At 53.7% G+C, this 26206-nt stretch carries 25 protein-coding genes, 1 tRNA gene and 1 pseudogene; 6 read left to right on the forward strand and 21 right to left on the reverse strand.

What is annotated here, in order from left to right; all coding sequences use genetic code 11:
* Positions 1 to 10: 10 nt before the first annotated feature.
* From D3P09_RS15370 to D3P09_RS15420, 11 genes are all read right to left on the reverse strand, one after another.
* Positions 11 to 421, reverse strand: a complete 411-nt coding sequence (locus tag D3P09_RS15370; protein WP_120111699.1) for a disulfide oxidoreductase — start codon at positions 419 to 421, stop codon at positions 11 to 13.
* 10 nt (positions 422 to 431) lie between these two features.
* Positions 432 to 1118 carry a thioredoxin domain-containing protein gene (locus tag D3P09_RS15375; RefSeq protein WP_120111701.1) on the reverse strand — a complete coding sequence of 229 codons (687 nt, stop codon included), beginning with the start codon at positions 1116 to 1118 and terminating at the stop codon, positions 432 to 434.
* Between the two features lie 298 nt (positions 1119 to 1416).
* Positions 1417 to 3156 (reverse strand): assimilatory sulfite reductase (NADPH) hemoprotein subunit, encoded by a 1740-nt coding sequence (cysI, locus tag D3P09_RS15380; protein ID WP_120111704.1) that lies wholly within the window; start codon positions 3154 to 3156, stop codon positions 1417 to 1419.
* Between the two features lie 59 nt (positions 3157 to 3215).
* Positions 3216 to 5078: an assimilatory sulfite reductase (NADPH) flavoprotein subunit gene (locus tag D3P09_RS15385; RefSeq protein ID WP_120112500.1), complete on the reverse strand. Its 1863-nt coding sequence runs from the start codon at positions 5076 to 5078 to the stop codon at positions 3216 to 3218.
* A gap of 307 nt (positions 5079 to 5385) precedes the next feature.
* Positions 5386 to 6228: a sugar phosphate isomerase/epimerase family protein gene (locus D3P09_RS15390; RefSeq protein ID WP_120111707.1), complete on the reverse strand. Its 843-nt coding sequence runs from the start codon at positions 6226 to 6228 to the stop codon at positions 5386 to 5388.
* Positions 6228 to 7196 carry a DUF6005 family protein gene (locus D3P09_RS15395; protein ID WP_120111709.1) on the reverse strand — a complete coding sequence of 323 codons (969 nt, stop codon included), beginning with the start codon at positions 7194 to 7196 and terminating at the stop codon, positions 6228 to 6230. The genes D3P09_RS15390 and D3P09_RS15395 overlap by 1 nt, the downstream gene beginning before the upstream one ends.
* Positions 7190 to 7501 carry a phosphopantetheine-binding protein gene (locus D3P09_RS15400; protein ID WP_120112502.1) on the reverse strand — a complete coding sequence of 104 codons (312 nt, stop codon included), beginning with the start codon at positions 7499 to 7501 and terminating at the stop codon, positions 7190 to 7192. The genes D3P09_RS15395 and D3P09_RS15400 overlap by 7 nt, the downstream gene beginning before the upstream one ends.
* 5 nt (positions 7502 to 7506) lie before the next feature.
* Positions 7507 to 8757 (reverse strand): AMP-binding protein, encoded by a 1251-nt coding sequence (locus tag D3P09_RS15405; RefSeq protein WP_120111711.1) that lies wholly within the window; start codon positions 8755 to 8757, stop codon positions 7507 to 7509.
* Positions 8745 to 10562, reverse strand: coding sequence for an IucA/IucC family protein (locus D3P09_RS15410; RefSeq protein ID WP_165867454.1), 1818 nt, complete (start codon positions 10560 to 10562; stop codon positions 8745 to 8747). The genes D3P09_RS15405 and D3P09_RS15410 overlap by 13 nt, the downstream gene beginning before the upstream one ends.
* A 51-nt stretch (positions 10563 to 10613) precedes the next feature.
* Positions 10614 to 12473, reverse strand: coding sequence for an IucA/IucC family protein (locus tag D3P09_RS15415; protein ID WP_120111715.1), 1860 nt, complete (start codon positions 12471 to 12473; stop codon positions 10614 to 10616).
* Between the two features lie 183 nt (positions 12474 to 12656).
* A complete protein-coding gene (locus tag D3P09_RS15420; protein WP_424452445.1) occupies positions 12657 to 13043 on the reverse strand; it encodes a c-type cytochrome in 387 nt (128 codons plus the stop codon).
* Positions 13044 to 13237: 194 nt separating this feature from the next.
* Here D3P09_RS15420 and tatC point away from each other — a divergent pair, with 194 nt between their 5' ends.
* Complete coding sequence (gene tatC / locus D3P09_RS15425; RefSeq protein WP_120111717.1) at positions 13238 to 13972, forward strand: twin-arginine translocase subunit TatC; 735 nt, start codon at positions 13238 to 13240, stop codon at positions 13970 to 13972.
* Between the two features lie 50 nt (positions 13973 to 14022).
* Positions 14023 to 14223, forward strand: coding sequence for a twin-arginine translocase TatA/TatE family subunit (gene tatA / locus D3P09_RS15430; RefSeq protein WP_120111719.1), 201 nt, complete (start codon positions 14023 to 14025; stop codon positions 14221 to 14223).
* 785 nt (positions 14224 to 15008) lie between these two features.
* On the opposite strand, the gene D3P09_RS15435 is transcribed toward tatA, so the two are convergent.
* Both D3P09_RS15435 and D3P09_RS15440 read right to left on the reverse strand, forming a co-directional pair.
* Positions 15009 to 16724: a GMC family oxidoreductase gene (locus D3P09_RS15435; RefSeq protein ID WP_120111721.1), complete on the reverse strand. Its 1716-nt coding sequence runs from the start codon at positions 16722 to 16724 to the stop codon at positions 15009 to 15011.
* 28 nt (positions 16725 to 16752) lie between these two features.
* Positions 16753 to 17625 (reverse strand): gluconate 2-dehydrogenase subunit 3 family protein, encoded by an 873-nt coding sequence (locus D3P09_RS15440; RefSeq protein WP_424452446.1) that lies wholly within the window; start codon positions 17623 to 17625, stop codon positions 16753 to 16755.
* Between the two features lie 133 nt (positions 17626 to 17758).
* Here D3P09_RS15440 and D3P09_RS15445 point away from each other — a divergent pair, with 133 nt between their 5' ends.
* Entirely contained in the window at positions 17759 to 18478 is a 720-nt protein-coding gene (locus D3P09_RS15445) for a hypothetical protein (RefSeq protein WP_120111723.1), read from the forward strand.
* Between the two features lie 347 nt (positions 18479 to 18825).
* Here the strand turns inward: D3P09_RS15445 and D3P09_RS27710 are convergent, their stop codons facing one another.
* Together D3P09_RS27710 and D3P09_RS15450 are read right to left on the reverse strand one after the other, a co-directional pair.
* Positions 18826 to 18978 (reverse strand): hypothetical protein, encoded by a 153-nt coding sequence (locus tag D3P09_RS27710; RefSeq protein ID WP_165867455.1) that lies wholly within the window; start codon positions 18976 to 18978, stop codon positions 18826 to 18828.
* 68 nt (positions 18979 to 19046) lie between these two features.
* Positions 19047 to 19607, reverse strand: coding sequence for a hypothetical protein (locus tag D3P09_RS15450; RefSeq protein ID WP_133305012.1), 561 nt, complete (start codon positions 19605 to 19607; stop codon positions 19047 to 19049).
* Between the two features lie 240 nt (positions 19608 to 19847).
* On the opposite strand from D3P09_RS15450, the gene D3P09_RS15455 reads away from it, so the two are divergent.
* Both D3P09_RS15455 and gluQRS read left to right on the forward strand, forming a co-directional pair.
* Positions 19848 to 19924 (forward strand) — tRNA-Asp (locus D3P09_RS15455).
* Positions 19925 to 20023: 99 nt separating this feature from the next.
* The gene (gene gluQRS / locus D3P09_RS15460; RefSeq protein WP_120111727.1) at positions 20024 to 20989 is read left to right on the forward strand and encodes a tRNA glutamyl-Q(34) synthetase GluQRS; all 966 of its coding nucleotides are present in this window, start codon (positions 20024 to 20026) and stop codon (positions 20987 to 20989) included.
* 253 nt (positions 20990 to 21242) lie between these two features.
* Here gluQRS and D3P09_RS15465 read toward each other — a convergent pair whose 3' ends face one another.
* Both D3P09_RS15465 and D3P09_RS15470 read right to left on the reverse strand, forming a co-directional pair.
* Entirely contained in the window at positions 21243 to 21647 is a 405-nt protein-coding gene (locus D3P09_RS15465) for a secondary thiamine-phosphate synthase enzyme YjbQ (RefSeq protein ID WP_120111730.1), read from the reverse strand.
* Positions 21644 to 22243 carry a DUF2087 domain-containing protein gene (locus D3P09_RS15470; protein ID WP_120111731.1) on the reverse strand — a complete coding sequence of 200 codons (600 nt, stop codon included), beginning with the start codon at positions 22241 to 22243 and terminating at the stop codon, positions 21644 to 21646. The genes D3P09_RS15465 and D3P09_RS15470 overlap by 4 nt, the downstream gene beginning before the upstream one ends.
* 154 nt (positions 22244 to 22397) lie before the next feature.
* Between D3P09_RS15470 and D3P09_RS15475 the strand changes: the two genes are divergently transcribed.
* Positions 22398 to 22928, forward strand: coding sequence for a hypothetical protein (locus tag D3P09_RS15475; protein WP_120111734.1), 531 nt, complete (start codon positions 22398 to 22400; stop codon positions 22926 to 22928).
* Positions 22929 to 23017: 89 nt separating this feature from the next.
* On the opposite strand, the gene D3P09_RS15480 is transcribed toward D3P09_RS15475, so the two are convergent.
* The 4 genes and pseudogenes from D3P09_RS15480 to D3P09_RS28135 all read right to left on the reverse strand — a co-directional run.
* Positions 23018 to 23317, reverse strand: a complete 300-nt coding sequence (locus D3P09_RS15480; RefSeq protein ID WP_424452447.1) for a hypothetical protein — start codon at positions 23315 to 23317, stop codon at positions 23018 to 23020.
* 36 nt (positions 23318 to 23353) lie between these two features.
* Positions 23354 to 23542 carry a DUF3934 family protein gene (locus D3P09_RS15485; protein ID WP_120111739.1) on the reverse strand — a complete coding sequence of 63 codons (189 nt, stop codon included), beginning with the start codon at positions 23540 to 23542 and terminating at the stop codon, positions 23354 to 23356.
* A 188-nt stretch (positions 23543 to 23730) separates the two neighbouring features.
* Positions 23731 to 24816: a discoidin domain-containing protein gene (locus tag D3P09_RS28130; RefSeq protein ID WP_243644260.1), complete on the reverse strand. Its 1086-nt coding sequence runs from the start codon at positions 24814 to 24816 to the stop codon at positions 23731 to 23733.
* A gap of 9 nt (positions 24817 to 24825) precedes the next feature.
* Positions 24826 to 26073: pseudogene (locus D3P09_RS28135) on the reverse strand (family 8 glycosyl hydrolase); the annotation flags it as partial.
* Positions 26074 to 26206 lie beyond the last annotated feature (133 nt).

A 26206-nucleotide genomic window follows, 5' to 3' on the forward strand; every position in this document is an offset into this window, starting at 1 on the left:
CGCCCCTTTCTTATTTCTTTCTGAATACGAGCAGCAACACCGTAATCAGCGTAAAGGCGATCAGAGCCAGGAACGGGATCGTCACGAAGCCGAACCAGTCAATATAATCCTTGTTGCAAGGAACCCCTTGCGTGCACGGCCTGATGCCCGAAAACCCCGGAATCTTCTGCTCCATGTAGTGGAAGGAAGAGACCAGCATGCCCATAATGGACAGCGGCAGCACGTATTTCTTAATCGAATGCTCGTCGAAGAAAGCGGCAATGCCCAGCATAATGCTAAGCGGATACATCAAAATGCGCTGATACCAGCAAAGCTCGCAAGGGATATAGCCTTTAATCTCGCTGAAATACAAACTGCCCAGCGTCGCCACAACGGCCACCAGCCAAGCCAAATACAAGACATTGCGTCTCATCAGCTCCATAATTAGCCTCCTATTTCAGCTGTTGCTCGATTGCCGCCTGAATCGCCGCATAATCGAACGGATTTGCGATTTTCACATCGTTAATCATGATGGTAGGCGTAGCCTGAATGCTGAACTGCTTCACAAGAATTTCGTCAAGCCCGACTAGCTGCGCCGCTTCCTCTGTAGCCATCGTCGCTTTCAATGCTTCCTCATCCAGATCCGGCACAACCGCTTTGGCCGTCTCCATCACTTTCTCTTCCGTCAGCCACAGGCTGTCGTGATCCTCATTCGGCTGGGCGTCAAACAGCTTTTTGTGGAAATCCCAGAACTGCTCCGGATGCAGCTTCAGCATCGATTCGCTCGCAAGCGCGCCCACCTTGGACTCTTCGCCGTGGAACAAAACGTTGATATAAGAGAATGTTGCTTTGCCAGTGTCGATATAATCCGCCTTCAGCTTCGGCCATAATGTCTCGCCCCATGCTTTGCAGGATGGGCATTTGTAGTCGCCGAACTCCACGATGGATACTTTGGCAGCGCTATCGCCCATAACAGGCTGCGCTACCGTCGAAGGCGAGCTGCCGATCGACACATTGCCGTCTCCGTTCTTGGACTGCTGGTTGATGACAAACAACGCAACGACTACAACAATGATGATAGCCGTGTACAGCACGAAATAACGCGATCCGCCCGGCTTGGTTCCTTTTTTGGAAGCCATATTCGTAAAACCACCTTTTTCAACATATTAGATTGGCTTGCTACCTCACCAAACAATATCATATCGAGGGCTCTTCCACTATAGAGCCGGACGGGCGAAAACGCACAATTTTGAAAACGCTGAAGGCTCCATGCGTGTAGCCCCATTCGCTCATATCCAGCAATCCTTTAGCTCCTCTGAAGATTCAAGCTTGTCTAATTTTAGTTATATCATGACTCCCGATATCCGACTATAACCAACGGACAAAAAAAGCACAGTCGGAAGTCATGCTCCCGTCCTGTGCTTTACATCCATTGAACTAGCTGTGGAAATCCGTGCCGGAGAGAACAGGCTTCACGTAGCCTGTACGGATCACGAAGTCGCCAAAGTGCTCGTTGTTGTCGCGCTCTGCCGCATAGCGGTGCAGAATCGGCGTCAGTGTATCGAGAATTTCATTCTCGTCCACGTTCTCGCGGTACAGCTTGCTAAGACGATCGCCGGAGAAACCGGCGCCCATGTACATATTGTATTTGCCCGGGGACTTGCCGATGAAGGCAATCTCGCCCAGCGCCGGACGAGCGCAGCCGTTCGGACAGCCGGTCATGCGGATGTTGATCTCATCGTCGCGCAGGCCGATCTCTTCCAGAATCGGCTCCAGCTTATCGATAAGCGTAGGCAGGTAACGCTCAGCCTCCGCCATCGCCAGTCCGCATGTAGGCAGAGCTACGCAAGACAGGGAGCTGCGGCGAATAGCAGAATGATTCCCGCCATCCGTTATGCCGTGCTTGCCGAGCAGCTCGATAATCTTTGCTTTTTTGGCCGTCGTAATGCCTGCGATCATCAGGTTCTGATTCGCCGTCAGGCGGAAGTCGCCGGTATGGATCTTCGCGATCTCGCGCAGGCCTGTCTTCAGCTCATAGCCCTCTTGGTCCGCCACGCGTCCGCTCTGAATGTACAGCGTCAGGTTCCAGCGGCCGTTCTTATCCTTCTGCCAGCCGTAGCGGTCGCCGCTGCTCTCGAAGTGGAATGGACGAGCCGGCTCCAGCTCCCAGCCGAGGCGCTCTTGCAGCTCCGCTACAAACCAGTCCAGGCCGTGGCGGTCGATCGTATATTTGAAGCGAGCATATTTCCGAACGGAGCGGTTGCCGTAATCGCGCTGGATCGTCACCGTCTTCTCAGCGATATCATTGACTTGCTCCGGTCTGATAAAGCCGATTACGCGGCCAAGCTGCGGATACGTATTCGTATCGCCATGCGTCATGCCCATGCCGCCGCCGACTGTAACGTTAAATCCTACAAGCTTGCCCTTCTCAACGATAGCGATATAACCCAAGTCCTGCGAGTAGACATCTACGTCATTGGAAGGCGGCACCGCGATGCCGATCTTGAACTTCCGCGGCAGATACACCGGTCCGTAGATAGGCTCTACCGGATCTGCGCCTTCAGCTTTCAGCAGCTCCGTGCTGTCAATCAGCTTCTCGCCGTCCAGCCAAATCTCATGGTAAGCCGGCGTGCGAGGAGCCAGATGGTTCGTAATCTGCTGCGCCCAGTAGAACACATCCGAATGCACTTGGGATTGCTCCGGATTCGGGTTGCACATCACGTTGCGGTTGACGTCGCCGCATGCCGCAAGCGTCGTCAGCAGCGTGTCGTTAATGGTTCTGATCGTATCCTTCAGGTTCCACTTCAATACGCCATGGAGCTGGAACGCTTGTCTGGTCGTCAGCTTAATGCTGCCGCTGCCGTACTTCTCGGCAAGCTCGTCGATGACGAGCCATTGCTCCGGCGTGGAGACGCCGCCCGGCGTGACGACGCGAAGCATGAATTGGAATGATGGCTCCAGCTTCTGCTTCTGGCGCTCGTTGCGCACGTCGCGGTCATCCTGCATGTAGCTGCCGTGGAATTTCAGCAGGCGGTTATCCAGCTCTGAGAGCCCGCCAGTTATGCGATTTTGCAGCGATTCGACCAGCGATCCGCGCAAGTAATTGCTTTCCTTCTTCAAATGTTCAACGTCGCTCGGCGGTCCGCCGACCGGCTCAACTTTATGTCCCTTTGTCATTGCTGCAGGCCCCTTTCTCCGATGCGCATTACGCGCACACGCTATCTCTATCGATTCGATTAATATACGTCACGTTGGTAGCGCTGCTGCGCCTGCAATTCTGCCAAATAAGCTTTTGCCGCTTCGGCATCCAGTCCGCCCTGCTGCTCAATAATGGTTAGAAGCGCATTATGGACGTCATGCGCCATATGCTTCTCGTCGCCGCACACATACACATGCGCGCCTTCCTGCAGCCAAGCGTACAGCTCGGCCGCTTGCTGCAGCATACGGTGCTGCACGTACACCTTCTCCTTGGTGTCGCGGGAGAACGCCACATCCAGCTTCGTCAGCACGCCGTCCTTCAGCATCCGCTGCCAGTCCGTCTGGTACAGGAAGTCCGTTACGAAATGGCGGTCGCCATAGAACAGCCACGTCTTGCCTTCCGAGCCCAGCTCTTCGCGCTCTTCCAGGAATGCGCGGAAAGGAGCGACGCCCGTACCCGGACCTACCATAATAATCGGCGTCTCCGGATTGGCAGGAAGCTTGAAGTTCGGGTTGTGCTGAATAAAGATCGGCAGCGAGTCGCCTTCTGCCAGACGCTCCGACACTTGTACGGAGCATACGCCTCCGCGGGCGCGTCCGTGCGCCTCGTATTCCACTTTGCGGATCGTCAGATGCACTTCGTCTTCGTTCGCTTTGTTGCTGCTCGCGATGGAATAGAGACGCGGCGGCATTTTGCGAAGGATGGATACGAGACCCGCTGCTGTCAGCTTCCAAGGTCCGAAATCTTGCAGCAGATCAAGCAAGTCGCGTCCGTTCGTATAAGCTTTCAGCTCGGCTTTCTTCTCGGGAGCCAGCAGTTCGGCCAATTGTCCGTTGTCCGTAAATGCTGCGGCCTTCTCCAGCAACGGCTTCGTCAGCACGGTAATCTCAAACTGGCGAAGAAGCGCGGAACGAAGGGTGCCTTCGTCTCCGTCTTTGCCCGGCACCACCACCTCGGATGGCGACCAGTTCATCGCGGCGATAATGGAGTCGACAAGAGCCGGATCGTTCTCCGGATAGATGCCGACGCAATCGCCCGGCTCATAGCTGAGGCCGGAGCCTTCCAGAGACAGCTCCAGATGGCGCGTCTCGCGGTCGGAGCCGCGTCCGTTCAGATTAATCGTCGTCAGAACCTCGGCCTTGAACGGATTGGAGCGCGAGTATTCGGATTCTGCCGGTGCTGTCGCAGCAGATGCGGACGGAGCGCCGGCTGTTGCTGCCGCTGCTCCCGCTCCGGTTGCTGCGTCAAGCGCACCGATTACACTAGCCATCCACTCGCCTGCAGGCCCTTCAAAGTCGAGATCGCAATCGACGCGAGCGGTCAAACGCTCTGCGCCAAGCTCGGCCAGGCGTTCGTCGAAATCGATGCCTGTTTTGCAGAAAAATTCATACGAAGTATCGCCGAGCGCCAGCACAGAGAACTTCAGTCCGTCCAGCTTCGGTGCGCGCTTGGAATATAGGAATTCGTGGAAGGTGAGCGCATTGTCCGGCGGATCGCCTTCGCCATGCGTGCTTGCCACGATAAACAAATGCGCTGTCTTCTTCAGACCGTTCGTTTTGTAGGCGTTCATAGCAGACAGTGTCACGTCAAAGCCTTGCGCCTTCAGCTTCTCGGCCAGCTTGCCAGCCAGACGCTGCGAGTTGCCCGTCTGCGAGCCGAATAGAATGGTCGCTTCGCGCGGAGCTGCCGATACGCTTGCGACAGCTTGCGCCGCTTGCTCCAATGCTGGCGCAATAAGCTGCGCGCTAGCCGCGGTCTCGGCCGATGCCGCACCCGCCCGATAAAATGTCAAAAACCCGCCGAGCCATTGTGTTTGCGCCTCCGTCAACGTCGGCAGGAGCTTGTTAAGCAGCTCTACCTGCTCTTCCGTAAACGGACTGTTCGTCACCTTCAGTTGCAACAACATCCACCTCGCATCAAATCTCGTTCATCATCATCATTCGCATTCGTTCATTTTCAGGCTAATCCCAAGTATATCACTATGATTTTATTTTCTGCTCTAAACCTACCACAGACTTACATATATGGTCAATGAAATCCGCCGCATTCCCTCTATAAGAAGTTTTGAATTTAAAATGAGGGTTTGCTTATAGAAAGGATTTGGTAATTGGATTGGCAGTGAAATGTATTCCTATGTAATTAACACGAACAAAAAAACTGCTTCAGTCATCTCGTGACCAAAGCAGCTTTGGGATCATTCTATTCTATTACCCCCGCGCCAAGCTATACCGCTGCTTATGGAGCCAGTCAATATCCTCGGCGAGCGCGCTTAGCGGGGAAGGGCCGAACCATTCCAGTGAAGCATAGCAGTCGAGGTGGGCGGCTTCCTCCAACAGCTTCCGGTAGTCGAGGAAGCCCTGGTGCAGCGGCACCATGCCCTCCCGGTCGCCGGAGGCGGAGTAGATGTTGCCAGGGTTGAACAAGCCGACCTGGCTTGGCGATGCGATGTTCTTGAAGTGGAAGTGATCGATCCATGGCTCCAGCACATGCAGCATATGCAGCAGATCTCCGCCATATTCCCATACATGAAGTACGTCGAAGTTAAGCCGAAGCGAGTCCTGACCGATATCCGACAGCAGCGTCAGCGTGGAATCCAGTTCGTCTGCCAGTGTGCCGGGATGCGTCTCGACAACCAGCTGCACGCCCCCTTCTCCGCACATGCGGCACAGCTTTCTAAGCCGCTCCGTATAGATATCCCGCTCCGCCAACGATACGAGACGGCTCGCTTTGTTCCCGGCAAAGGTTCGCAGCCGCGGCGTGCCCAGCCAATGCGCCAGACGAATCAACTGCTCGCACTTTCGCTCTGACCGGGCAAAGCCCTCCTCCGAATCGATATCCAAATAATCGCTGAGCATGGATACAGCCAGATCGTCTTCCGCCATGCCGCGCAGCAGCTCCTCCGTTTCCTTGCGCTCATGCTCATACATGCCTATCGCATGAACGCCCCATATCTCAATGCCTTCGAATTGCTTCTTCCGCATAAACCGGAGAAGGTCGGCGAAGGAGATCAGCTGATGCCGGAAGGAGATTGTGCAGAAGGAATATTTCATCACATCGCCTCCCATAGACCGTATAGCCGGTACAGCTCGCGCTTGATCTCTTTCTCGATGCGATCCATCTCCTCCAGCTTGCCCAGAATGGAAGGCAATTGGCCGCGGTTGCCTGTCATCGCAAACTTCATACATTGGTACTGAACATTGTTGAAGCCCCGCACCAGCTCCTCCACCTTATCCGTATACGCTTCGAATGTCTCGTCGGACGAGCCTGTTGCTTCAATAAAGTACATAAGCGCATGCTCGTAGCTATACTTGCGAATAGCCAGGACGGGCAATTGCTTGACCGCCTTCTCCACCATATCCATGGTATATCCTGCATCGCCGCTTCCGATTGCCGCCAGCCGTGTCCATAGCGTATCCGTCAGCTTGTTCTCCCAGCGGAATACCTCCTGAAAGTAAGCTTCAACCCCCTCTCGCGAAGGCTCGGAGATCCGTCCTGAATCGACGTAAAAGCCGCCTCCAAACGGGTTTTCCAGAAACGCTTGGACGACTCTCTCCTTCTGTACAATGCCCCGCCATCTAAAGTCGGCGTCGATCATCTGCCACTCGCCCTCACACTCCGTCCTCGCAAGAATAAGGAAATGCGGGAACGGCTTTTGATGAAATTTGTTTTCGCGTTCCGGCATGAGAGACAAGTCAATCTGAGCTATGATGTAACGATCGGGCGGACAGTGCTCGATGAGATCCAGCAGCCGCTCCAAATTCGCCTCCCTCGGCAAAGCCGCGTCATACCATTCATGGACTGGAGCTCCGAACAGCTTTTCATACCATTGGAAATAATGGCTGTGGTCCAGATCATGCTGATAATACGTAATTTGCCCGTCTTCCGTCACATCGAACGGCGCATCCCATAACCCTATGTAGAACGGGCGGTAATCATACTCGGTCCGCTCGCGGATCACCTCGCACAGACAGCTGACGATACAATGAACCTTAATGCTGACTTCCTCCTTGATCACCATGCGCGCTTCACCATCTCTGCAGACTGCTCTTCCTCTGTCGTTCCCTCCGGATAAGGCTCCAGGCTTTGCATGAAATCAAGCAGCGAGCCCACCGTTGCGAATGTTCTGGGGTCAACCTGGTCATCCGGCACTTGCAGCTTAAGCTCTACCTCAAGAAATACAATCAATTGCACAATCATAATCGAATCGACAGCCAAATCTTCATTCAATCTTAGTCCGTCATACAGCTCATCGACGTTTATTTTAAACTTATGGCGTATAAGACCTTGCAGCTCACTCTTCAACGCTTCCCGAGTACGTGTCATCATGGTCATACTCCTTCCTGCTCCAGCAGCTTGCGGCTTATCTTGCCTGACGGCATTCTTGGTATGCTTGCAGTCATTCGCACCTCTGACGGCGCTTTGTAAGGAGGCAGATGTCTCAGGCACCACTCCCGCACATCTCCTGCCGTTACGCTATCCGAAGCGACGACTTGCGCTCGGACCGTCTCGCCGTTAATAGGGTGAATGCCCCGGTAGACGACTGCTTCCACAACGCCTTCCAGCCTGCAAATCACCTCTTCGACCTCAGCGGGCATCACCTTCAGCCCTGAGACATTAATCAGATCATCCATTCTCCCCAAAAAACGCAGGTTGCCCTCTCCGAACGTACAGCCCAAATCTCCTGTAGGAATGGTTCTTCCGCCAATCGTAATCACCAACTCCGATGGCTCGGCTGCCGCTTGCATCGACAAATGGCCGAGGGGTATACCCAGATCGTCATAGGCTTCCATACCGACGGCAAGGCTCGCGCAGCCTGCCTCTGAACACCCGTACTGCTGAAGCAGCAAGGCCGATGCCTGTCTGTAATGCTCATACAGAATCGGCGACATAGGCGCGCCTGAACTCATGACGCCCCTCAGCTTCACGCCTCCATGCTCGAACAGCGGAGCAAGTCCTTGCAGAAGTGCCGGCACTCCGTACAGCAGATGTTTTGGAATTGCCCTCAGGCATTGCGCAATGGCTTTCGGGCTTGCGCCGCTCATCACAACAGGTTCGGCGCCTCGCTCCATCGCAGACAGCACGCCCGAGATCAAGCCGTATGCATGCGTAATCGATGCAAGCACCACAGGCGTTTCCTCTGCAAGCGAATATGAAGCAAATCGGTCGTTATATGCGGCTATCTCCCTGCTCACCTCTTCCCATGAACGGCGGATCAGCTTTGGCTCGCCCGTCGTGCCTGAGCTGAATTGATAGATGGACGGCGGTTCATCCGCTCGAACAGCCGATGCTTGCAGCGGATAATATTGCTCTGCCGATCCATAGAACAGCCCCGCGCATCCGGCACGCTCTGCCATACGCAATGCCGTCTCAAGCGGCGTATCTCCATGCAGCGGCAGGACGGACTGGTCCGTCTCTCGCAGGAATAGAATCATAGTCAATGCGAATAGGGGATCAGAGGAACACACCGCGTAACTGCGGGCTTCACGAACCCCATGGCGGAAGATCTCCAATTGCCCGTAACGTTCTATTGCTTGTATATAGGCAGAGCGGCTGATCCGCTCTTGATTTACTGCGAACATGATGAATTCTCCCTTTGATTAGGATTGTCCGGCGGGCGGACTTGTGACAGTGGATTAGGCGCAGGGCGCGGCATAATCTTCGTGCCGCCGAACATTCTGCGCTGGACCAGCGGCTCAATGGCATACTGAGGCGCAAAGATGCCTAGCGAATCGAATCGCTCCTGCAAGGCAGGGAAGGATGCCTGATACGTCTCAAGCTCCTCCGCTACAACCGTCCACAGCTCCCGTTCCCCGATTGGATACCGGCTTGCCATAAAAGCAATAATCGTACCTACATTCATGAACCATAACGCATCCATCAGCATCTCGCTCAAATCCTGCATGCTTCCCATCTCAAAAAAGTCGCCAGGCTCCCCTTCCGCATAAGCGGGATGCAAACGCCCGAAATCCGGCACCAGCTCCGGCGCAGCCAGGAATGGCCCGTAATATTCGACGCCCTCGTGGAAATCTCTTAACGCTGCGCGTTCCGGCATGCCGCCTCTATGCACCAGCACCATATTCTGACCATGCGACTCCAGCACGATGCCATGGGCGACAAGCAGATGGACAACGGGTATGACGCTCCTGCACAGCAGCTGCCGAAACCATGCCTCCATGCCGTATTTGGCAATCCATGGACCAATATAAGCAGTACCGTCTGACTCGGTCGCAGCCAGCGTAAAGAACGGCACCGCTTCTTCTCCCGGCCGCAGATAACTCTGCACATTTTCCCGCCAGATCGCCCCGATGGCTCCCTCTCCGGCATTCACGGAAATGCCCGCGTACTCATGAAGCAGAATCAGCCCCGATTCTTGCAAATAAGGATCGGAGTCTGCCACCTGCTGAAGCCAGGCCGATACGGCTGGCGCCGCTGCCGTGGAATGTACCGTCAAGTGGCGCATCGAAGACGTATTGACGATGCCAAGCGACAGCTTCACATCGCCTCGCGCTGCATGGCTGACGCATGACAACGTTCGAATCGATTGTTGAGGTCGGTACGCATCAGAGCCATAACCTAGCGGCACGATCCGCCCCTCTGCAAGCAAGTCTGAACGCTTCTCCTGAAGGAAGTCCCATTGCCACGGATGCACTGGAAGAATAGCATAGGCCTCTGAAGACAACCCGCGGGAAGCCAGCACTTCGCAAAACTGCCTCCGGTCCGCTTCCGCCAGTTCTTTGCCGATAAAGCTTCCCCAGTCCTGCTCTTCCCCCGCATGCCAGCTAAGCTCAACATAAGGGGCAGCCAGCCAAAACAAACGGACGTCCGGCTGATATTCAGGCCCGTAGGCCCGATTATGCTCAGGGGTAAAACCAATTCGGGATTTATAGCAGGGATGATAGGGGTGTCCCTCCGTCGAGATGCTCTCCAGCTCCGCAAACGATAGGCCTAACAGCTTACGGCCTCCTGGATGCAATTCCCGTTCTTCCATCCACTGGGCTTGCTTGCGCACCGTCTCCTCCAGCTCTGCGATAAAGGAAGGCAGCACTGTAAGCTCCGGATGGCTCGCCGCAACCGTCTCTTCCAGAAACAGCGCTATACTATCCGCTTCTCCGCATTCCAGGCCATGTCCCTTGAAGCAATTCCTGAACATCGGGTTCCCGCTCATCCGAATCATGCCGAACGAATACGACTTCCAGCCCTCGAAGGAATACATTACGCGATTGCCCGCCTTGTCCCTTCCTTTAATGACATACACATCGATATGGCTCTCGCGCATCTTCAGTCCCGCGCAATAGGATACGGTACTGCGGGCTTCCAATACGTCTTCAAAAATTAAAGCCTCCACCAGTTTGCGAAAAACATGCCTTCGTGCGATTGCATTCATGTCACTCTTCCCTATTGGGACCTGCTGCTTCATATCACCTCTCCATTCCTGTTACGCATGACTAGACTGCTGAGCCGTTCTCTCCCTTCTCCATATCGCTGTAACCAGCCTTGCCTTGCGAATCGCCTCACGGTCAGGAAGCGCTGCGCATAGCGGATTATCCATCTCGGCATAGACCGCTTGCTCCAGCTCTGTCTCCAGCTCATCCACGTCGTACAGCCGTGTCAGCAAATTCGCCTTGAACCGCAATGTGCGGCGTGTCAGCCAGTCGCGAGCCAGCCTTGAATGTGCGCCTGGCACTGCGGCCAAGGATTCCAGCTCGTCGCGAAGCTCCATCAGCAGCACCCGCTCATCCAGCAAGCCAAAGACGCCGAACGATTGAATCAACCCCAGCATATGATTGACAATGAGATAATAGCCGAAGCGCTCCTCCGCCAGCTCGTCATCATATACGTTCGGACCAGACCCGATCCCGGGAACCAGCTCCTCCAAATATCCCACTCTCGATCTGGCGTAATAATACCCTTGGCTGTCGCGGTAATAGAAGTGCTCTGGGTAGCCATTAGCGCCAAGCTTCACTACGCTGTTCTGCAAATGCGCCTCCAGCGCAATGCCGTATTTGGCATACATCATCATCATGGGCCTCAGCGAAATCGCCAAGTAAGCCCGGAACCAAGCCAATCCGGCTTGGGCAACGGAGCATCCCTCCCGCCCCGCCGCCTCTCGGAGTATATTCACAAGCAACGGCTGCGAGCCGCTGGAAGAGATCGCTTCCTGGGTAAACGCAGCGGCTAGCAGAACTTTCTCTCCCTGCGGTCCGGCAAAAGGATTCTCCCGTATAATCAGCTCGAATCCGCTCTCTTCCGTATCAGAGTGGCCAAGCGTCACATAAGCGCCATCCTTCACAATATGGAAGCCGGGACAATGATCCCGAAGCCAAGGCTCAAGCTTGCCGGCCAGACGAGCGGCTTCGAGCGCTCCGAACAGCTCATGCCTCTTGTTCACCCGCATGGAGTTCGTTATCTTGGCGCGCAGAGACAGCTTATACATATAATCCGAATCAGGCTCGCAGACGGTACGTATGGAGGAGGTCGGATAATACATCCTTCCAATTGCCCCTATGTAGATCAGCTTCCCTTGCCGCATCCAGCTCTGGACATGTCCATCATGCAGCAGTTCTTCTCCCTGCACCGGATGGACGGGAATCCACTTATAGGACGGATCGTGGATGGCTTCTGCAGCAGCAGACGACAGCGCCTCTCCAGGAGCGAGCGACTCCAGCAGCTCACGCTTAATAATCTCGGTTGCGCCTGCCCTCCATACCGAATCCTCCTCCACAAGACTGTGATGGGCAGCAAAATAATGCAGCTGAAAGCTGCCTTTCGTCTCGGGCGAATACAGATGCTGTCTCCACTCGGGGAAGCCTTGCCTGCTCTTAGGTGTCGGATGGAATACATGGCCGAATAGAAGGGATTGTTCGGACTTCAGGAAAGTAAGCGAAGGACTGTATAGCTCGGGGATATCGCCTGATCGCATCGACAAGAATGCCTCCAGCAGATTGCAGCTCTGGAGCGCGCGCAGTAGCAGCTCCTTCGTCTCGGAGCCTTCATGCTTCGATCCCAGCTCATCGGCAAGCAGCGATACAGCAGTCGCAATACCGATCGGAGCAGGCTCGCCTGAGCCGCTCTGCAGGCAAATCGGCAATTGGAACAGATGCCTTCCTGTTGGGGATTTGTAATGCGCTGTTGCAACTAGGGCCAGCTGAGTGGCCGAAAGCGGAAGCCGCAGCACGTTCATCTCGCCTTCGCTTCCCTTACGCACATGCCACTGGCCTTCACCTGTCTCGCGCAAGTAACAGTTCAGGAAGCTGGTAACGGCGGCTCTCTCGGCAACTTGCTTCGGATTAACCATAGTTCTCCTTCTTCCTAATTAATAATGATTATCAGTATCAATATTATAAGGGTTCTATCTGAAGGTATACATAGACAAAAATTCCAATTCTTATGGATAATTTATTCACTCTCTCATGCACTTTCATGCACAAAAAAAGCCCCCGCGCCATAAGGAGCGGAAGCTTTCGTTTGCCAAGACCTGTTATTTCATCGATGCCAGCCAATTCGACAACGTATCGATATCGGCGCTGCTCAGCTTATCCTTGTATGCCGGCATGCCGCCTCGGCCGTTCGTAATCGTCGCCTTGATCTCGTCTACGGATAACTTGGCGCCTACCTTCGTCAGGTTCGGACCTACGCCGCCCGTCATATCAACTGCGTGACAGCCGATGCAATTCTGTTTGTAGATCGCTTCAGCCGCTGCCGCATCGACGGCTCCCCCTCCTGCATTATTGCCGCCATTCGTAGCCCCATTGTTTGTGCCGGTGTTGGTTCCGCCGTTATTTTTGTTTCCTCCGCCGCAAGCGGACAGAGCAATTACAAGCACAACAGCCGCAACTAGCAATAACCACTTCATATTGCGCATCATGAAATAGCCTCCTTGATTGGTAAATCTGTTATTACATTTCCCTATATTCGGCTTCCTATTCAACTTCCTATCGCCTTGCTCAGCTTCCCAAGCAGAGATTCCAGCGCGAACGCATAACGATTCGCAGGGTGGACACCATAAGGTAAGGTCATGACAGTATTTAGCAAAATCCATCTAATTGCCGAGGTGATGCCATGAATACGCAAGAGGATCTTATCGGCCATCTTGCGGAGCTGAGAAAGCGGCTGATCGTCGTTGCGGCGAGCTTCCTTGCGGCCATGTGCGGAGGCTTGTACGCTTCCCCGCATATATTGCGCTACATCAAAGCCGGACCGACAGCGGAGTCGGTGGAATGGAACGTCTTTTCGTTCACGGACGGCCTATTCATTTACTTGCGCTGCGCTTTTCTGTTCGCAATCCTGTTCGTGCTGCCCGTCCTGCTCTATCAGCTATGGGCTTTCGTCAGGCCGGGACTAACGTCGACAGAGGCAAAGGGAACATTGGCTTATGTCCCGGTATCCTTTGCGCTCTTCCTGGCCGGCGTGTGCTTCAGCTACTTCCTCGTCTTCCCCATGATGATGCAGTTCATGATGGAGATGAACCATAACATAGGCGCTGTAGAGACATACGGCATCGACCGGTACTTCTCGTTTATGTTCAGCATCGTATTCCCCCTTGGGGTCGCCTTCGAGATGCCGCTCGTCATGCTGTTTCTGACCAGGCTCGGACTGCTGACGCCGGAGAGGCTAACCTCGACGCGCAAGTACGCCTATGTGGGACTGGCTGTCGTAGGCGCCTGCATCTCGCCGCCGGATTTTGTGTCGCATTTGTCCGTGACCGTCCCGCTGCTCATACTCTTCGAGATCAGCGCGTTTCTGTCGCGCCGTTTTGCCAGGAAGATGTCCCAAGCCGCTCCGTCCCCTACTTAAGAGGTCGTTCGTATTTAAAAGTACTTCAACACAAAAAGGAGTTTTGACACATGTTCAACAATATTGGCGTTTCCGGGTTGATCATTATTCTGTTGATTGCGCTTATCGTCTTCGGGCCAGCCAAGCTGCCGCTGCTCGGCCGGGCGTTCGGCGATACGCTTCGCGAATTCCGCAGCTCGACACGCGGCATTGTAGAGGAAGACACGACCGCGAAGCTTGACAAGCCGGATGAGCTGGAGAAGCTTCTCTAGAGGCCCAACTGCAGCAAGAAGGGGCTGTCCCAAAAGGGAAGCAATGAATAAATTAATTCCCAAACGTAGATGAAAAAGCCTTCAAAACCACTGCAAAAGTGAGTTTGAAGGCTTCTTTCTTGCTTTAAATCTTGTATAAGGTAGGGGCTGCAAAATCATAAAATGACCTATGGGACAGCTCCTGTTTTTTGGGTTAATGAGGCGGCAGCTATTTGTTTGGCAGCTGCGGGTTACCTTTAAGCCGAGTTTCTCGGCTTGCAATTCTGATTCCCGCTCAGCGGCACTCTCTAAGCCGAGTTTCTCGGCTTGCGGCTCTGATTCCCGCTCAGCGGCACTCTCTAAGCCGAGTTTCTCGGCTTGCGGTTCTGATTTCCGCTCAGCGGCACTCTCTAAGCCGAGTTTCTCGGCTTGCGGTTCTGATTTCCGCTCAGCGGCACTCTCTAAGCCGAGTTTCTCGGCTTGCGGTTCTGATTCCCGCTCAGCGGCACTCTCTAAGCCGAGTTTCTCGGCTTGCAGTTCTGATTCCCGCTCAGCGGCACTCTCTATGCCGAGTTTCTCGGCTTGCGGTTCTGATTCCCGCTCAGCGGCACTCTCTAAGCCGAGTTTCTCGGCTTAGAGCTCTGATTTCCGCTCGGTTTAACGAGACTGTCCCAAAAGGTAGCTTCTTTAGATAACTGAGGAACGCCCGTCTTACGATTAACCATGCGGCACAACTATTCGCTTTTTGGACGGTCCCTTTTGTCTGACCTGTTCTAGAGCAGCCTGCTGCCGGCTTCAGATTCTTTTTATACCAGCAATCCGCCGGACTGTCTGTACTTCAGAATCCCTTCCGCCGTACGGTACGCGAATGCGCCTACGGTTGCCGTCGGGTTGTAGCCGGCATTTTGCGGGAAGCTGCTCGCGCCTACGACAAACACATTGTCCGCATCCCACATTTGGCTGAAGTTGTTGACAGCGGATGTGCCCGGTTCAGCTCCCATAATGACGCCGCCGGTATTGTGCGTAGACTGGTACGACATAATCTCATACGGTCCAAGCTCCTTCAGATAATCCACCTTGTCGGCGCCCATCTCCTTCACGATCTCGTTGCAGCGTTCTGCGAGGTACTTCGCCAGATTCTTGTCCTGATCGCGGAAGTCGAACGTAATGCGCATGAGCGGATCGCCGAATGTATCCTTGTACGTCGGATCAAGGTCAATGAAATGCTGCTTGAAGGACATGGATGAGCCTTGCGCGCCAACGGCAAGCGTACGGTTCGCATAATGAAGCGACTGCTTCTTGAATTCCGCGCCCCAGCTAGCCGTGCCGGATGGAACCGTATTGTTCTGAATCGGCCGCGCGCCTGTCTGGCTTATCGCGATTACGCCGCCATGGATAAAGTCGACATTGGAATGGTCGAAGTTATCGCCATTGTAATCATCGAGCGATACGCCGAGCGAGCCGGCGCCTGCGAATGTATTGAATTCTTTATTTTCGAAAAATCCGACCGCGCTGCCCTTGATAACCTGATAAGCATAGTTTTTGCCGACAACGCCCCTACCGCTGGACGGATCATAAGGCTGTCCTAACTTAGATGTGAGCAGCAGCCGCACATTATTGAAGACGTAGCTCGTCACAACGACGATATCCGCAGGCTGGATGATCTCTTCGCCTGTAGTGACGTCTATGTACATAACGCCAGTCGCTTTGCCGCCCTTATGGAGAATGCGCCGTACATTGGAGTGCGTGCGGATTTGGAATTTGCCTGTCTTGTTCGCTACCGGAATGACCGTCACGACCGGATCGGCTTTGGCTCCGTACTCGCAGCCGTACCGCTCGCAGTAGCCGCAATATTGGCAAGCCGCGCGCGCAACGCCGTCCGGATTCGTATAATTCTCCGACAGATTGGCCGCCGGCATCATATACGGATTCAGCTTCAGCTTCTTGGCTGCATCGGTGAACATCTGCATTCCCGGCGTCTTCTTCATGGGAGGAGTCGGATACTCGCTGCTGCGCTTGCCGCCAAGCGGGTTGGGCTCCCCGGAAATGCCCGCCATCTTCTCGAACTTGTCGTAATACGGCTCCAGCTCATCATACGTAATTCCGTAATCTTGGATCGTCATATCCGCGGGAATTTTGTTTTTGCCATAGCGTTCAATCGTTTTGCTTCTGATCTCAAAATCATACGGCAGGAAACGATAAGTCTGCCCGTTCCAGTGAACGCCAGAGCCGCCAAGCCCGTCTCCAAGCAGGAAGGAGCCGTACTGGCGCATCGGCAAGGCGCGCACCTTGTCGTTGCTGCGGAACGTAATCGTTTCTTTGGACAAATCCTGCATCATCTCGTAGCGCATGGAATAACGAAGCTCGTCATGCACCATGAAGTAATCCTCTGTCTTGCGCTCCTTGCCTCTCTCCAGTCCGACGACATTCAGGCCGGCTTTGGTCAGCTCCGCCGCGATAATGCCGCCGGCCCAGCCGACGCCGACGATAACAACATCTGTTTTTGGCAATGTCTTGGCCATTCCTATCCTCCCTTTCCTGTGGGCTCCGCTAGTGCGAGGCCAAGTGAGCCTGCAAGCTGGTTGGCTCAATCTTCGTAAATTCTTTGTCGATAATGTTCAAGTAGCTCATCTGAGAGCCCGGGTAGCTGCGCATGCGCCAGCCTTCCATGTTGGCATTGCCGCCGTATAGCGGATCGCTGTATACGCCTTCGAGCGTAGCGGCGCGCAGCATCCGGAAGAAGAAGCTCTCCGAGATGGTCGGCAGATTGGCCTCCTCATTCTCGAATACCTTCAGCACCTCATCCTGCTGTGCGCCCTCCAGCTCGGCAAAGCCTTTGCTGTACTTCGTCATGCTGTAGTTCTCCAGCTCCTGGATGCCGATATCGAAAATTTCTTTTCGCTTCAGCCTGCCTTGATACCCTTGTACCTTCTCGCCTGAGTAGAACGGCGGACTCATGTAATCCCTGCCGTTAAAGCCCCAATCGCCGGCAAGCTGGTGGTCGATAAAGAACGCTACGCCAAGCTTCTTGGCGCCCGGACCATTGTCATCCTCCGGATAAATACGCTCTGTTGCGCTGTCCACGATGCGGAATTGCGCCTGCGTGAAATACATAAGCGCGCGGTTGTAATTCGGAATTTCGGTTTCCTTCCCGCCTCCGGGGGTCGCTGTCGGCTCCTGCGCGTTGCCGCCGTTGTTGTTCGTGCAGCCGAACATCGTGCTCAGCGCGCCGCCAACCGCGAGCGTGCCGATCACATAACCAGAATTGACCAAGAACTTGCGGCGGGAGTTGTTGTTGATTTGTTTGTTGTTATAATCGTCTCCGGCATGCTCGAGAACTGCGCCTTCATTCGCCTCGGCTTGCTGCGCTTCGCGTTCCGCTTCCTTATCCGCTACAAGCCCGTTGCCATTGTTCCCTACCACCTCATGCACCTCCTGTATGATTCTTCTTGCTGTCTTCCCGCTTATTATTTTCCAAGCCATCATGAATATTCATTTCAGAGGAAGGGTTATCCTAAAGTCGAACGAGTGAACCCTTAGTGGAGGATGATACCCGATGATGAAAACATTCAAATTGCTCGCCTGCACTTGCCTATCGGCAGCAGCCTTGGCAGGCTGCTCCATGACCCCGGCAACCGACGGCAATATGACAGCCCGCAACAATGCGGTCACTCAGCAGGCCACGCCGATTCCGAAAGGCCACCATAAAGCCCATTCGCTTAACGATTCCTCGCTTATTCCAAGCGAGAACGGACAAAAAACGTACACGACCAATAACCTCGGCCAAACGACGTATGGCCTTGGCACTTCCGTCTACAGCATGATCGGCAGCTCCGGGCTGCATGCGAACGGATTCTCCGCCCATCTGGAATCGCGCCTGAGCAGCGCAGGCATTGCCGATGTGCGCGTATTCGTCTTCGACGACTCGGTCGTCCTCGCAACAGCGAAGCGCGAGCCAAGCGCATCGAGCTACGACGAGCTTCAACGCAAGTTGCTGAATCAGAACGAAGGCATGTCTACAACCGGCACAGCTCCGCGCGAAGGGCTTGGCGGCGTGGAAGGATCGGGCGGCCAGCATGATAATTTGAGCAACGCAGCGGCGCATATCAAGCAATTGATGGGCGCTGAGGTCAAGGTGCTGCTGGCCGAAGGCGAAAAAGCGGTGCAAGCCATCGACAAGATCCGTACCGACGCGCTGGCGGACAACATCTCGCCGGATCAAATCGCGCAGGATATCCACGCGCTGCTGAGCATGTCGACGCGGGCGGGGCAGTAAACTCGAGAAGTGGGCAGGGCTGCCCTTAATAGCAGTGCGGCTCGTCGCTAAGCGAGACAAAAGGGCGGAATTACGCAGATAACGGTGTAAGGCACCGTTGCATGCCTAAAATCGCCCCAAAAGTCGATGTAGCAGTGCCACTCGTCGCTAGGCGCGACAAAAGGGCGGAATTACGCAGATAACGGTGTAAGGCACCGTTGCATGCCTGAAATCGCACCAAAAGTCGATGTAGCAGTGCCAGACGTCGCTAAACGCGACAAAAGGGCGGAATTACGCAGATAACGGTGTAAGGCACCGTTGCAGGCATGGAATCGCCCCAAAAGTCGATGTAGCAGTGCCACACATCGCTAATCGTCCGAAAGTATGGGATTGTCCGAATGAATGGCAAGATAAATAAGGACACCCTTTGTAAGTTGTAAGCCAATCCAAAAGCCAAAGATGGCGGTGCCGGATAACAACCCGGCACCGCCATCTTTTCGTTTCGCTGGTTCATCATCCAATGAGTTATCTCTTCGAGTTAACTCTTTTGAGGAAGCTCCATCTATTATAAATATATTCCTGCAATCTGTTATGGTGCTACCGAGAACGCTACTTCCTTTCCGGTCAATTCCATCGGCTCTTTATTCTCATTTTCTTCCCCAAACTCGCCTACGTTGAAATCTGTAGAGCCGACAACGGTGTAATTGCCAGCTGGAAAAGGAATATCAGCAGGTTTCCCAATAATCGTATCGGAGCCGTCGTTTAAATAAGCCCAGCCGTTCGAATACTTCTCTATAAGAGGCTTGCCCGGATACAAAGTCGTATGAATTAATGGCTGAGGCATCACGAACATGAATGTATATTTGCCCGTAGATTCTTGAATACCATAGTAGAACGGCGACATCGCATGATTAATCGTCACCGATTTGCGATCGCCTACATACTCCAGTTCTGAAATAAAGGTCACTTGATCGCCTTCCTTGTAATCGTCCCGCTCCAGGTAGAACCTGTGAACAAAATCCGATGCTTGCACCGGACTTACGCTCTCCCTTTTGTTCATCGCTTGAAGCACTTCGCTGCAACCGGCAAGCTGCATAGCTATCACCAATAGAAGTACGCCCATGATCAGTCCCTTTGATTTCCTCTTCATTGCAGAGTGCATTCTTTCCATTGCATCATCCACTCCCGACTTCGCTTTACTACTTTTAACGCTCGTTTCCCAAAAAATGTTTCTTCCCATCCCTCTTTCCAATTCATTAGGCTAGTGCAGCGATCTGCAGCGCTCAGGCAAGCTCGCAAAAAAATTGGTCTAAACCAAAAAATATACTTGTCAAACGATATGCTGCCATGATAAGATACTGTTTGTGTCTGTGAGACACCTTGAAAGTGTGGAGCTGTGGTGTAGAGGCCTAACATGCCTGCCTGTCACGCAGGAGACCGCGGGTTCGAATCCCGTCAGCTCCGCCATTTTCGACTTAAATGCTCAACGGATGAGCTATACATAGGAATGAATGAAGAGCGGCCAAGCCTGCTCTTTTTTTGCATGTTACGAGGAGAGTGATTAGGATGAAGCGACGCGGACGATTTGCACCGACGCCTTCGGGATTGCTCCATATCGGCAATGCGTTCAGCGCACTTGCCGCTTGGCTTCAAATGCGCCAGTGCGGCGGGGAATTCCTGCTCCGCATCGAGGACATCGACAAGCCGCGCTCCCGTCCGGCTTTTGCGGAGCAGCAGCAGGACGACCTGCTGTGGCTAGGGATCGACTGGGATGAGGGACCGCGAATGGGCGGCCCATTCGCGCCCTATGAACAAAGCAAGCGCGGGCAGCTATATGAAGCAGCTATGGATGTCCTGCGCGAGAAGGGTAGAATCTATCCCTGCTACTGCAGCCGCAGCGAGCTTGCCTCCATCGCCAGCGCGCCGCATGGCCTTTCGTCCGAGGGGCCCGCTTATCCGGGCCTTTGCCGCCATCTCTCCGCCGAAGAGCGCTCGAGCAAAGCAGAGAAGAAGACGCCCTCCCTCCGATTCATCATGCCGGAGGAAGCGATCGTCTTCCAGGACGGCGTAAGCGGTAGGATGCGCTTTGACGGGGAAGCTCTAGGCGACTTCATCGTCAAGCGGGCCGACGGCATATTCAGCTACCAGCTAGCGGTAACGGTCGATGACGCGGCGATGGGCATTACTGATGTACTTCGCGGAGCCGACCTGCTCGACTCCACTCCGCGACAGCTGGCACTGTATGATGCGCTAGGGCTTACGCCGCCATCCTTCTCGCATGTTCCGCTAATTGCGGACGAGCAAGGCGATCGATTATCAAAGCGGGACAAGTCGCTTACGATAGCATCGCTTCGGGAAGACGGGGTCTTTCCCGAACGACTCGTTGGCGCTATCGCCTATGCCGCCGGATGGACGGACCATCTGGAGCCAATAGCCGCGCATCAGCTAATCCCCATCTATCAGCCGCCAAGCGGCAATAAGGAGCCTATTATCATCACACAACACATGTTAGATTGGCTTCGACATGATTAACTAGGCGTTGTCTCAAAAGCAGGTTAAACCCAAGTGATACACCACACTTGACAAATGAACCAGCAAAAAATGAAAAGATGGCGGTGCAGGGATAACAACCTGTCACCGCCATCTCTTCATTTTGCTTTCAATTATAGAGGGGTGTCCCTTAGTAATCTAGTCTTTCAGTCTGTACAACACCGCCCTTATGGAGCGATTAGCGATGTGTAACACTACTATTTCCCCCCCTCGAACAGCCCCTTATCCCGTTTCATTACCCTTCAATAATCTTCACATGAAACTTCCTAGTGCGAGGGCCATCGAATTCGCAGAAATACACGCCTTGCCAGGTACCCAGCACCGGCCTGCCGTCCTGAATCAGCACGAGCTGGCTCGTTCCTGTCTGGATCGCCTTCATATGCGCGGCAGTGTTTCCTTCGGCGTGGCGGTCCTTCGGATGCTCCCAAGGATAGATTTCGTCGAGCCTGCGCAGCACGTCCCGCACAACGTCAGGATCGGCATTCTCATTAATTGCGATGCCGGCAGTCGTATGAGGGCAATAGACGATGGCATAGCCATCCTGCACGCCGCTCTCCCCGACCGCTTCGCGCAGCCGATCGGTCACTTCCACCATTTGATCCCGCTCTCGGGTTGCGATCTGATACGTCCTCAGCTTCATGTCAAAGCCTCCCATCTTGCCCACAGCTCCTGCGGGTTCAGCTCGTATACTTCTTTGTCCCGGTACATGTACTGATGCATGATGAATTCACGCCGGATCGTCGCGAAGTCGTCGTGGTAGCCTTTAATAAACTCGTTCATTTCCTTCTCGCTGTATGTGCGGCCCTTCTCCAAAGCAGACACGATATGCTCCAGCACGATCAGCTTCTTCTTCAGCTGGCTCGGGATATTCTTCAGCCTGCCTTCCGCTGTGAAAAAATTGCGAATGACAGAAGCGCGCAGCGCCTCGTTCTTCTCCTCCATCGTTCTCCCTCCTTCCTCCGATCTGCGGTAGATCAGCTCTTCCGTTGCAGCAGCGCTGTTTTTGATAAAATAATGATTGAGACTGAAATAGATCGTGTTCTTGTCGCGCCTCTCATTAATAAGGCTGGCTTCTCTCAGCTTCGTTGCATGATGGGTAATCGTTGCAGGGGTAACGTACAGCCTCTCGGCAAGCTCTCCCCCGTTCAATTCCCCTTCCGCGAGCAGAATAAGCATCTTGATTCTCGTAGGATCAGCCAGCGCCTTATGGTAGTTAACCACTTTCTCCAACTGCATGCTGATGGTCGCCCCTTTAATTTAACATATATCTAATTAGATATTCATTAAATCAATAATAGGCATGATTCCGGCATTTGTCAATTCTATTCATGAATTTATATCGTTGAGGCTTCATCATGAATTGTATATACTGGGCTTTGGAGGGGATATATTGATCATTGCCTATATGGAAAATGAAGAATTGGAGTCGATGGAGGACCAGTCGCTGGGAGCCGCTTGTTTTGCGCCGCTGATAAGGGCTTACAAGGAAGAGGAGAGCTCTGGCGGAGATTTCGCCGGGAAAGTCTATCCGCAATTAAGCCGTGGACAGCAAGCATTGTTCGCATTCTGGACGTACTACAGCCATGTACGGGATTCGAAAACGGATCTGTATTGGTGGAGCGCTTATTTCATGGCTATCCCATTGCGATGGAAAGCAGTGCAGGCAGGCTTAGGGCTTTTTGGAGACAAAAGCACGCTGAAGATCGTCAAGGCGATGGAAGCGGCATTGTCGGAGAGAGGGCATCCCCGCAGCTTGGCGGGTTTCGATGTGTCATTCGAGGATTTGGAGCATGACCCGCCATTGTCCGCCATCGTATCCGAGCATTATGATCAACTGCTCTCGGCATTGCCGGCAACGCTTGGCCATATCGCAGCCTATATTAAATCCCATCGAGAAGAATTCATTCATATCCGCTCATAATGGCATGCCAATAGACCGCTCAGGCAATCATCTTGCTTGACCGGTCTTTTTCGATTAGCTAGCCAGGCCAGCGCCTGTATAGTGATGCGTTACTGCTGTTCAGCTACTGCCGCAGCGAGCATTGATTTCCAATCCGAAAACCGCGTTTCTCTGGCAACATGCCGGTTAAGCAGTTCCTCGGGAATCAGGTTCATATCTTCCTTTGTGTATGCCTGGAAGTTCCCCTTCTCCAAAAACTGCTGCATGCTTTTGCAATTCGAGTTTTTACTCATAAACGATTCATTGAACAGATAAGCAAGCGACGATTGTTCCCGTTCCGCCTCATTCGCTTTCTGTTCCTTCAGCTCCACCAACAGATCATCAAATGACATCGGTTTGTTTCTTCTCAAATTACCACTCCTTGGATTGTATACGTCATTATTGTATTAAGATTGGGAATTGCTGCCGCCGCTATTCTTTGTGCCCGATGCAGCAGTGTCATCCTTCCTCTTCGTTCCTTTGCTCTTGTAAGGCTTGGGAGCGCTCTGTGCGCGTCTGGCGCTGGCTTGCCAACGGTTCCAGCCCTTCTTATCCGTGCCTCTGCCCGTTCCGCCTTTACCTTTTCCTTTGCTCAATTGATCACTCCGTCACAAATGCTTGTCTTTTCAAGTCGCACGTTCCATTATACGTGATAACTCTCCTTCTTACTATGAATATCCTGATTACGGCATCTCTAAACCCAAAAAAAACTCTGCACGAAGCCGCAGCCTCGTACAGAGCCAAGTTCCAATCTATATGTCGAGAAGCATGCAAGCCCCGGCGATTAAGCTCCGTATACCTCGAATTCCCAAAGCGAATATCCGTATGCGGTCGCTCTTGTCGTCGCATAGACGCGAACGAATTTGGCATTGGCCGCCGCAAATGCAATATCATCTATAGCGCCGTCGCCTGTCGTCGTGCTGTATACGGTCGTCCAGTTCGTCGGCGTCGTGCCGCTGTCGTTCGATACTTGAATGGAATAAGCGGTCGCATAGGCGTCTTCCCAGTTCAGCTTCACCCGGTTGATGCTTTGCGTCGATCCCAAATTGACATAAATCCATTGTGGCGATGCGCCGTAAGCGCTGGCCCATCTTGTTGCCGCATTGCCGTCTACCGCTTTATCTCCTTCATGGCCTGCTGTCTCGACCGAGCTTGTCGCTGTCGCTTTGTTCAGCGCCAGGTTAGAGGGGGCAGTGCTGCCCCCGTACACCTCGAATTCCCAGAGCGAATACCCGTAAGGCGTGCCTCTGACCGTCCCGTGCACACGCACATATTTGGCCGTGCGTGCCGCAAACGTAATGTCATCGATGCCTCCGTCGCCTGTAGTTGTCGTATATACTGTCGTCCAATTCGTCGGTGTGCCGCTGTCATTGGACACCTGGATCGTATAGGAGGAAGCATATGCCGCTTCCCAGTTCAGCTTCACGCGATTGACGGTCTGCGAAGAGCCCAGATTCACATAGATCCACTGCGGATCCACGCCTTCAGCGCTCGCCCATCTCGTCGTGCTGCTGCCGTCAAAAGCTCTGGACGCCTCGAACCCGGTCCCTTCAACGGAGCTTGCGGTTGCCGATTTGTTCAAAGCCAGATTGGTACCTGTCGGCGGCGTCGTGCCGGATAAAGTCGTCGCAGAAGCCGTATTGCTGTTGCCGGACAAATTGCCCGCAGCATCGAACGCTCTTACCGTATAGCTGTAGCTTGTATTCGCGCTTAGTCCGGAATCGGCATAAGACAATCCTGTTGCCGTGCCGATCTGATTGCCGCCGCGATAGATGCGGTAGCCCGACACTCCGATATTGTCGGTCGAAGCCGTCCAGGTCAGATTAATGCTGCTGCTGGAAGTCGCCGTCGCCGTCAAGCTGCCCGGCACCGTAGGCGCCTGCGTATCGCTAGAAGCTGCCGTCGGCTTCCACCAGTTGCCCGTAATGAACAGCATCGTCATCAGGTTATAGGAATCGCTGAAGTAGTTCTCCTGCTTGTTCTTCATCCAATCCCAGCCCGCATTGACCCAAGCCTGATGGCTTGTGCTGGTTGTGCCCGCCGCAATGAACGGCGATACGAACACCGCTGTTGCGTACCCGCCAATTGTCGTGCCGTTCAGCTGGTAGCCGTCACGGATATTGGCCGGGCTGTTGCTTGCTTTGCCTTTAATCCAGACCGCGATTTTGTCTGCGATCGTCTTGCCCCGCGTATCGCCGTACATCGCATAATCCATGACGATGCGGAGCGGCACGCGCGCTGCGTTATAATAGTAAGCATTGGTTTGCTGGAATTCATTCAAGTACCATTCCGGTGCAGGCTGCGGAGGATTGTTCACGACGAAGTCGGAGATCAATCCTGTCGATGAAGCGTAGTTGTTGCTCACTTGCGTATAGACATTGTACAGATTGTTGATGACGTTGATCCATGTCTGATCGCCTGTGAACTCGTAGAAAGCGCGAAGATGGGACAGCATCCAGTCGGAAGGACGCGTAGCCAGCGAGCTCTTGGAATCCCAGTCGCCCAGGTTCAGACGGTTGTTCGTCGTTACATAGCTCGCTTTGATGCCGTTCGTAATCATGTTTTGTGCTTCGGCCAAATAATTGACCGTACCATTCGAGCCCCATTGCTTATGGGCAAGCAGCAGGGAATACGCGATGTCGAGATCTCCGTCCGTCGCAGAGCCAAAATGCCCTTGGGCATTGATATGGTCCGCCACGACCCAGCCCATCAGATTGGGATTGCCCGAGCTCTTGTAAGCGCGTGCAGTTTTGAACAGTCCATTGAAGATGGTTTGGGCATTGGGATCATGTCCGGCCATCAGCGCCGTAATGACCATGCCGTAGCCTTGCCCCTCGGATGTGCCTAGCGGCACGAAGCCGTCAGCGCTGCCTGTAATCTCACCTTTTACATAATACCCGCCTGGAAGCGTAGAGAGATTGTTTTTCAAATACTTGCCTTTCCAGTAATCATAATAGGCCGCTACGGCTGTATTCATAGCCGCTTGCGTCACATGGTTAGGCTTTATAATGCCGGAATAACTGACTTGCTGCGGGAACGGCATCATCTCGCCAGCGGCGTGAACCTTACCCACATTGCCCTTCGGAACGAAACCAATCGATACAACCATAGCCAAGCACAGAAGCAGAAGAAACGCGGACTTCAATCTCGGTGAACCGGATAACGATGAAGTAAACAAACTGCAACGCCTCCTTAATTGGATGTTGGCTAACCTAGGCTCATAAGTTTAAGCGCTTAAACTTTTGAACCAAAAAAATAGG

Source organism: Paenibacillus pinisoli (assembly GCF_003605435.1).
GTDB classification, from domain to species: Bacteria; Bacillota; Bacilli; order Paenibacillales; family Paenibacillaceae; genus Pristimantibacillus; species Pristimantibacillus pinisoli.

Coding starts and splice junctions, on each gene's coding strand:
- D3P09_RS15370 (WP_120111699.1), bottom strand. CDS start 421: ATGGAGCTGATGAGACGCAATGTCTTGTATTTGGCTTGGCTGGTGGCC.
- D3P09_RS15375 (WP_120111701.1), bottom strand. CDS start 1,118: ATGGCTTCCAAAAAAGGAACCAAGCCGGGCGGATCGCGTTATTTCGTG.
- cysI (WP_120111704.1), bottom strand. CDS start 3,156: ATGACAAAGGGACATAAAGTTGAGCCGGTCGGCGGACCGCCGAGCGAC.
- D3P09_RS15390 (WP_120111707.1), bottom strand. CDS start 6,228: ATGAAATATTCCTTCTGCACAATCTCCTTCCGGCATCAGCTGATCTCC.
- D3P09_RS15395 (WP_120111709.1), bottom strand. CDS start 7,196: ATGGTGATCAAGGAGGAAGTCAGCATTAAGGTTCATTGTATCGTCAGC.
- D3P09_RS15400 (WP_120112502.1), bottom strand. CDS start 7,501: ATGACACGTACTCGGGAAGCGTTGAAGAGTGAGCTGCAAGGTCTTATA.
- D3P09_RS15405 (WP_120111711.1), bottom strand. CDS start 8,757: ATGTTCGCAGTAAATCAAGAGCGGATCAGCCGCTCTGCCTATATACAA.
- D3P09_RS15410 (WP_165867454.1), bottom strand. CDS start 10,562: ATGAATGCAATCGCACGAAGGCATGTTTTTCGCAAACTGGTGGAGGCT.
- D3P09_RS15415 (WP_120111715.1), bottom strand. CDS start 12,473: ATGGTTAATCCGAAGCAAGTTGCCGAGAGAGCCGCCGTTACCAGCTTC.
- D3P09_RS15420 (WP_424452445.1), bottom strand. CDS start 13,043: ATGATGCGCAATATGAAGTGGTTATTGCTAGTTGCGGCTGTTGTGCTT.
- tatC (WP_120111717.1), top strand. CDS start 13,238: ATGAATACGCAAGAGGATCTTATCGGCCATCTTGCGGAGCTGAGAAAG.
- tatA (WP_120111719.1), top strand. CDS start 14,023: ATGTTCAACAATATTGGCGTTTCCGGGTTGATCATTATTCTGTTGATT.
- D3P09_RS15435 (WP_120111721.1), bottom strand. CDS start 16,724: ATGGCCAAGACATTGCCAAAAACAGATGTTGTTATCGTCGGCGTCGGC.
- D3P09_RS15445 (WP_120111723.1), top strand. CDS start 17,759: ATGATGAAAACATTCAAATTGCTCGCCTGCACTTGCCTATCGGCAGCA.
- D3P09_RS15450 (WP_133305012.1), bottom strand. CDS start 19,607: ATGAAGAGGAAATCAAAGGGACTGATCATGGGCGTACTTCTATTGGTG.
- gluQRS (WP_120111727.1), top strand. CDS start 20,024: ATGAAGCGACGCGGACGATTTGCACCGACGCCTTCGGGATTGCTCCAT.
- D3P09_RS15465 (WP_120111730.1), bottom strand. CDS start 21,647: ATGAAGCTGAGGACGTATCAGATCGCAACCCGAGAGCGGGATCAAATG.
- D3P09_RS15470 (WP_120111731.1), bottom strand. CDS start 22,243: ATGCAGTTGGAGAAAGTGGTTAACTACCATAAGGCGCTGGCTGATCCT.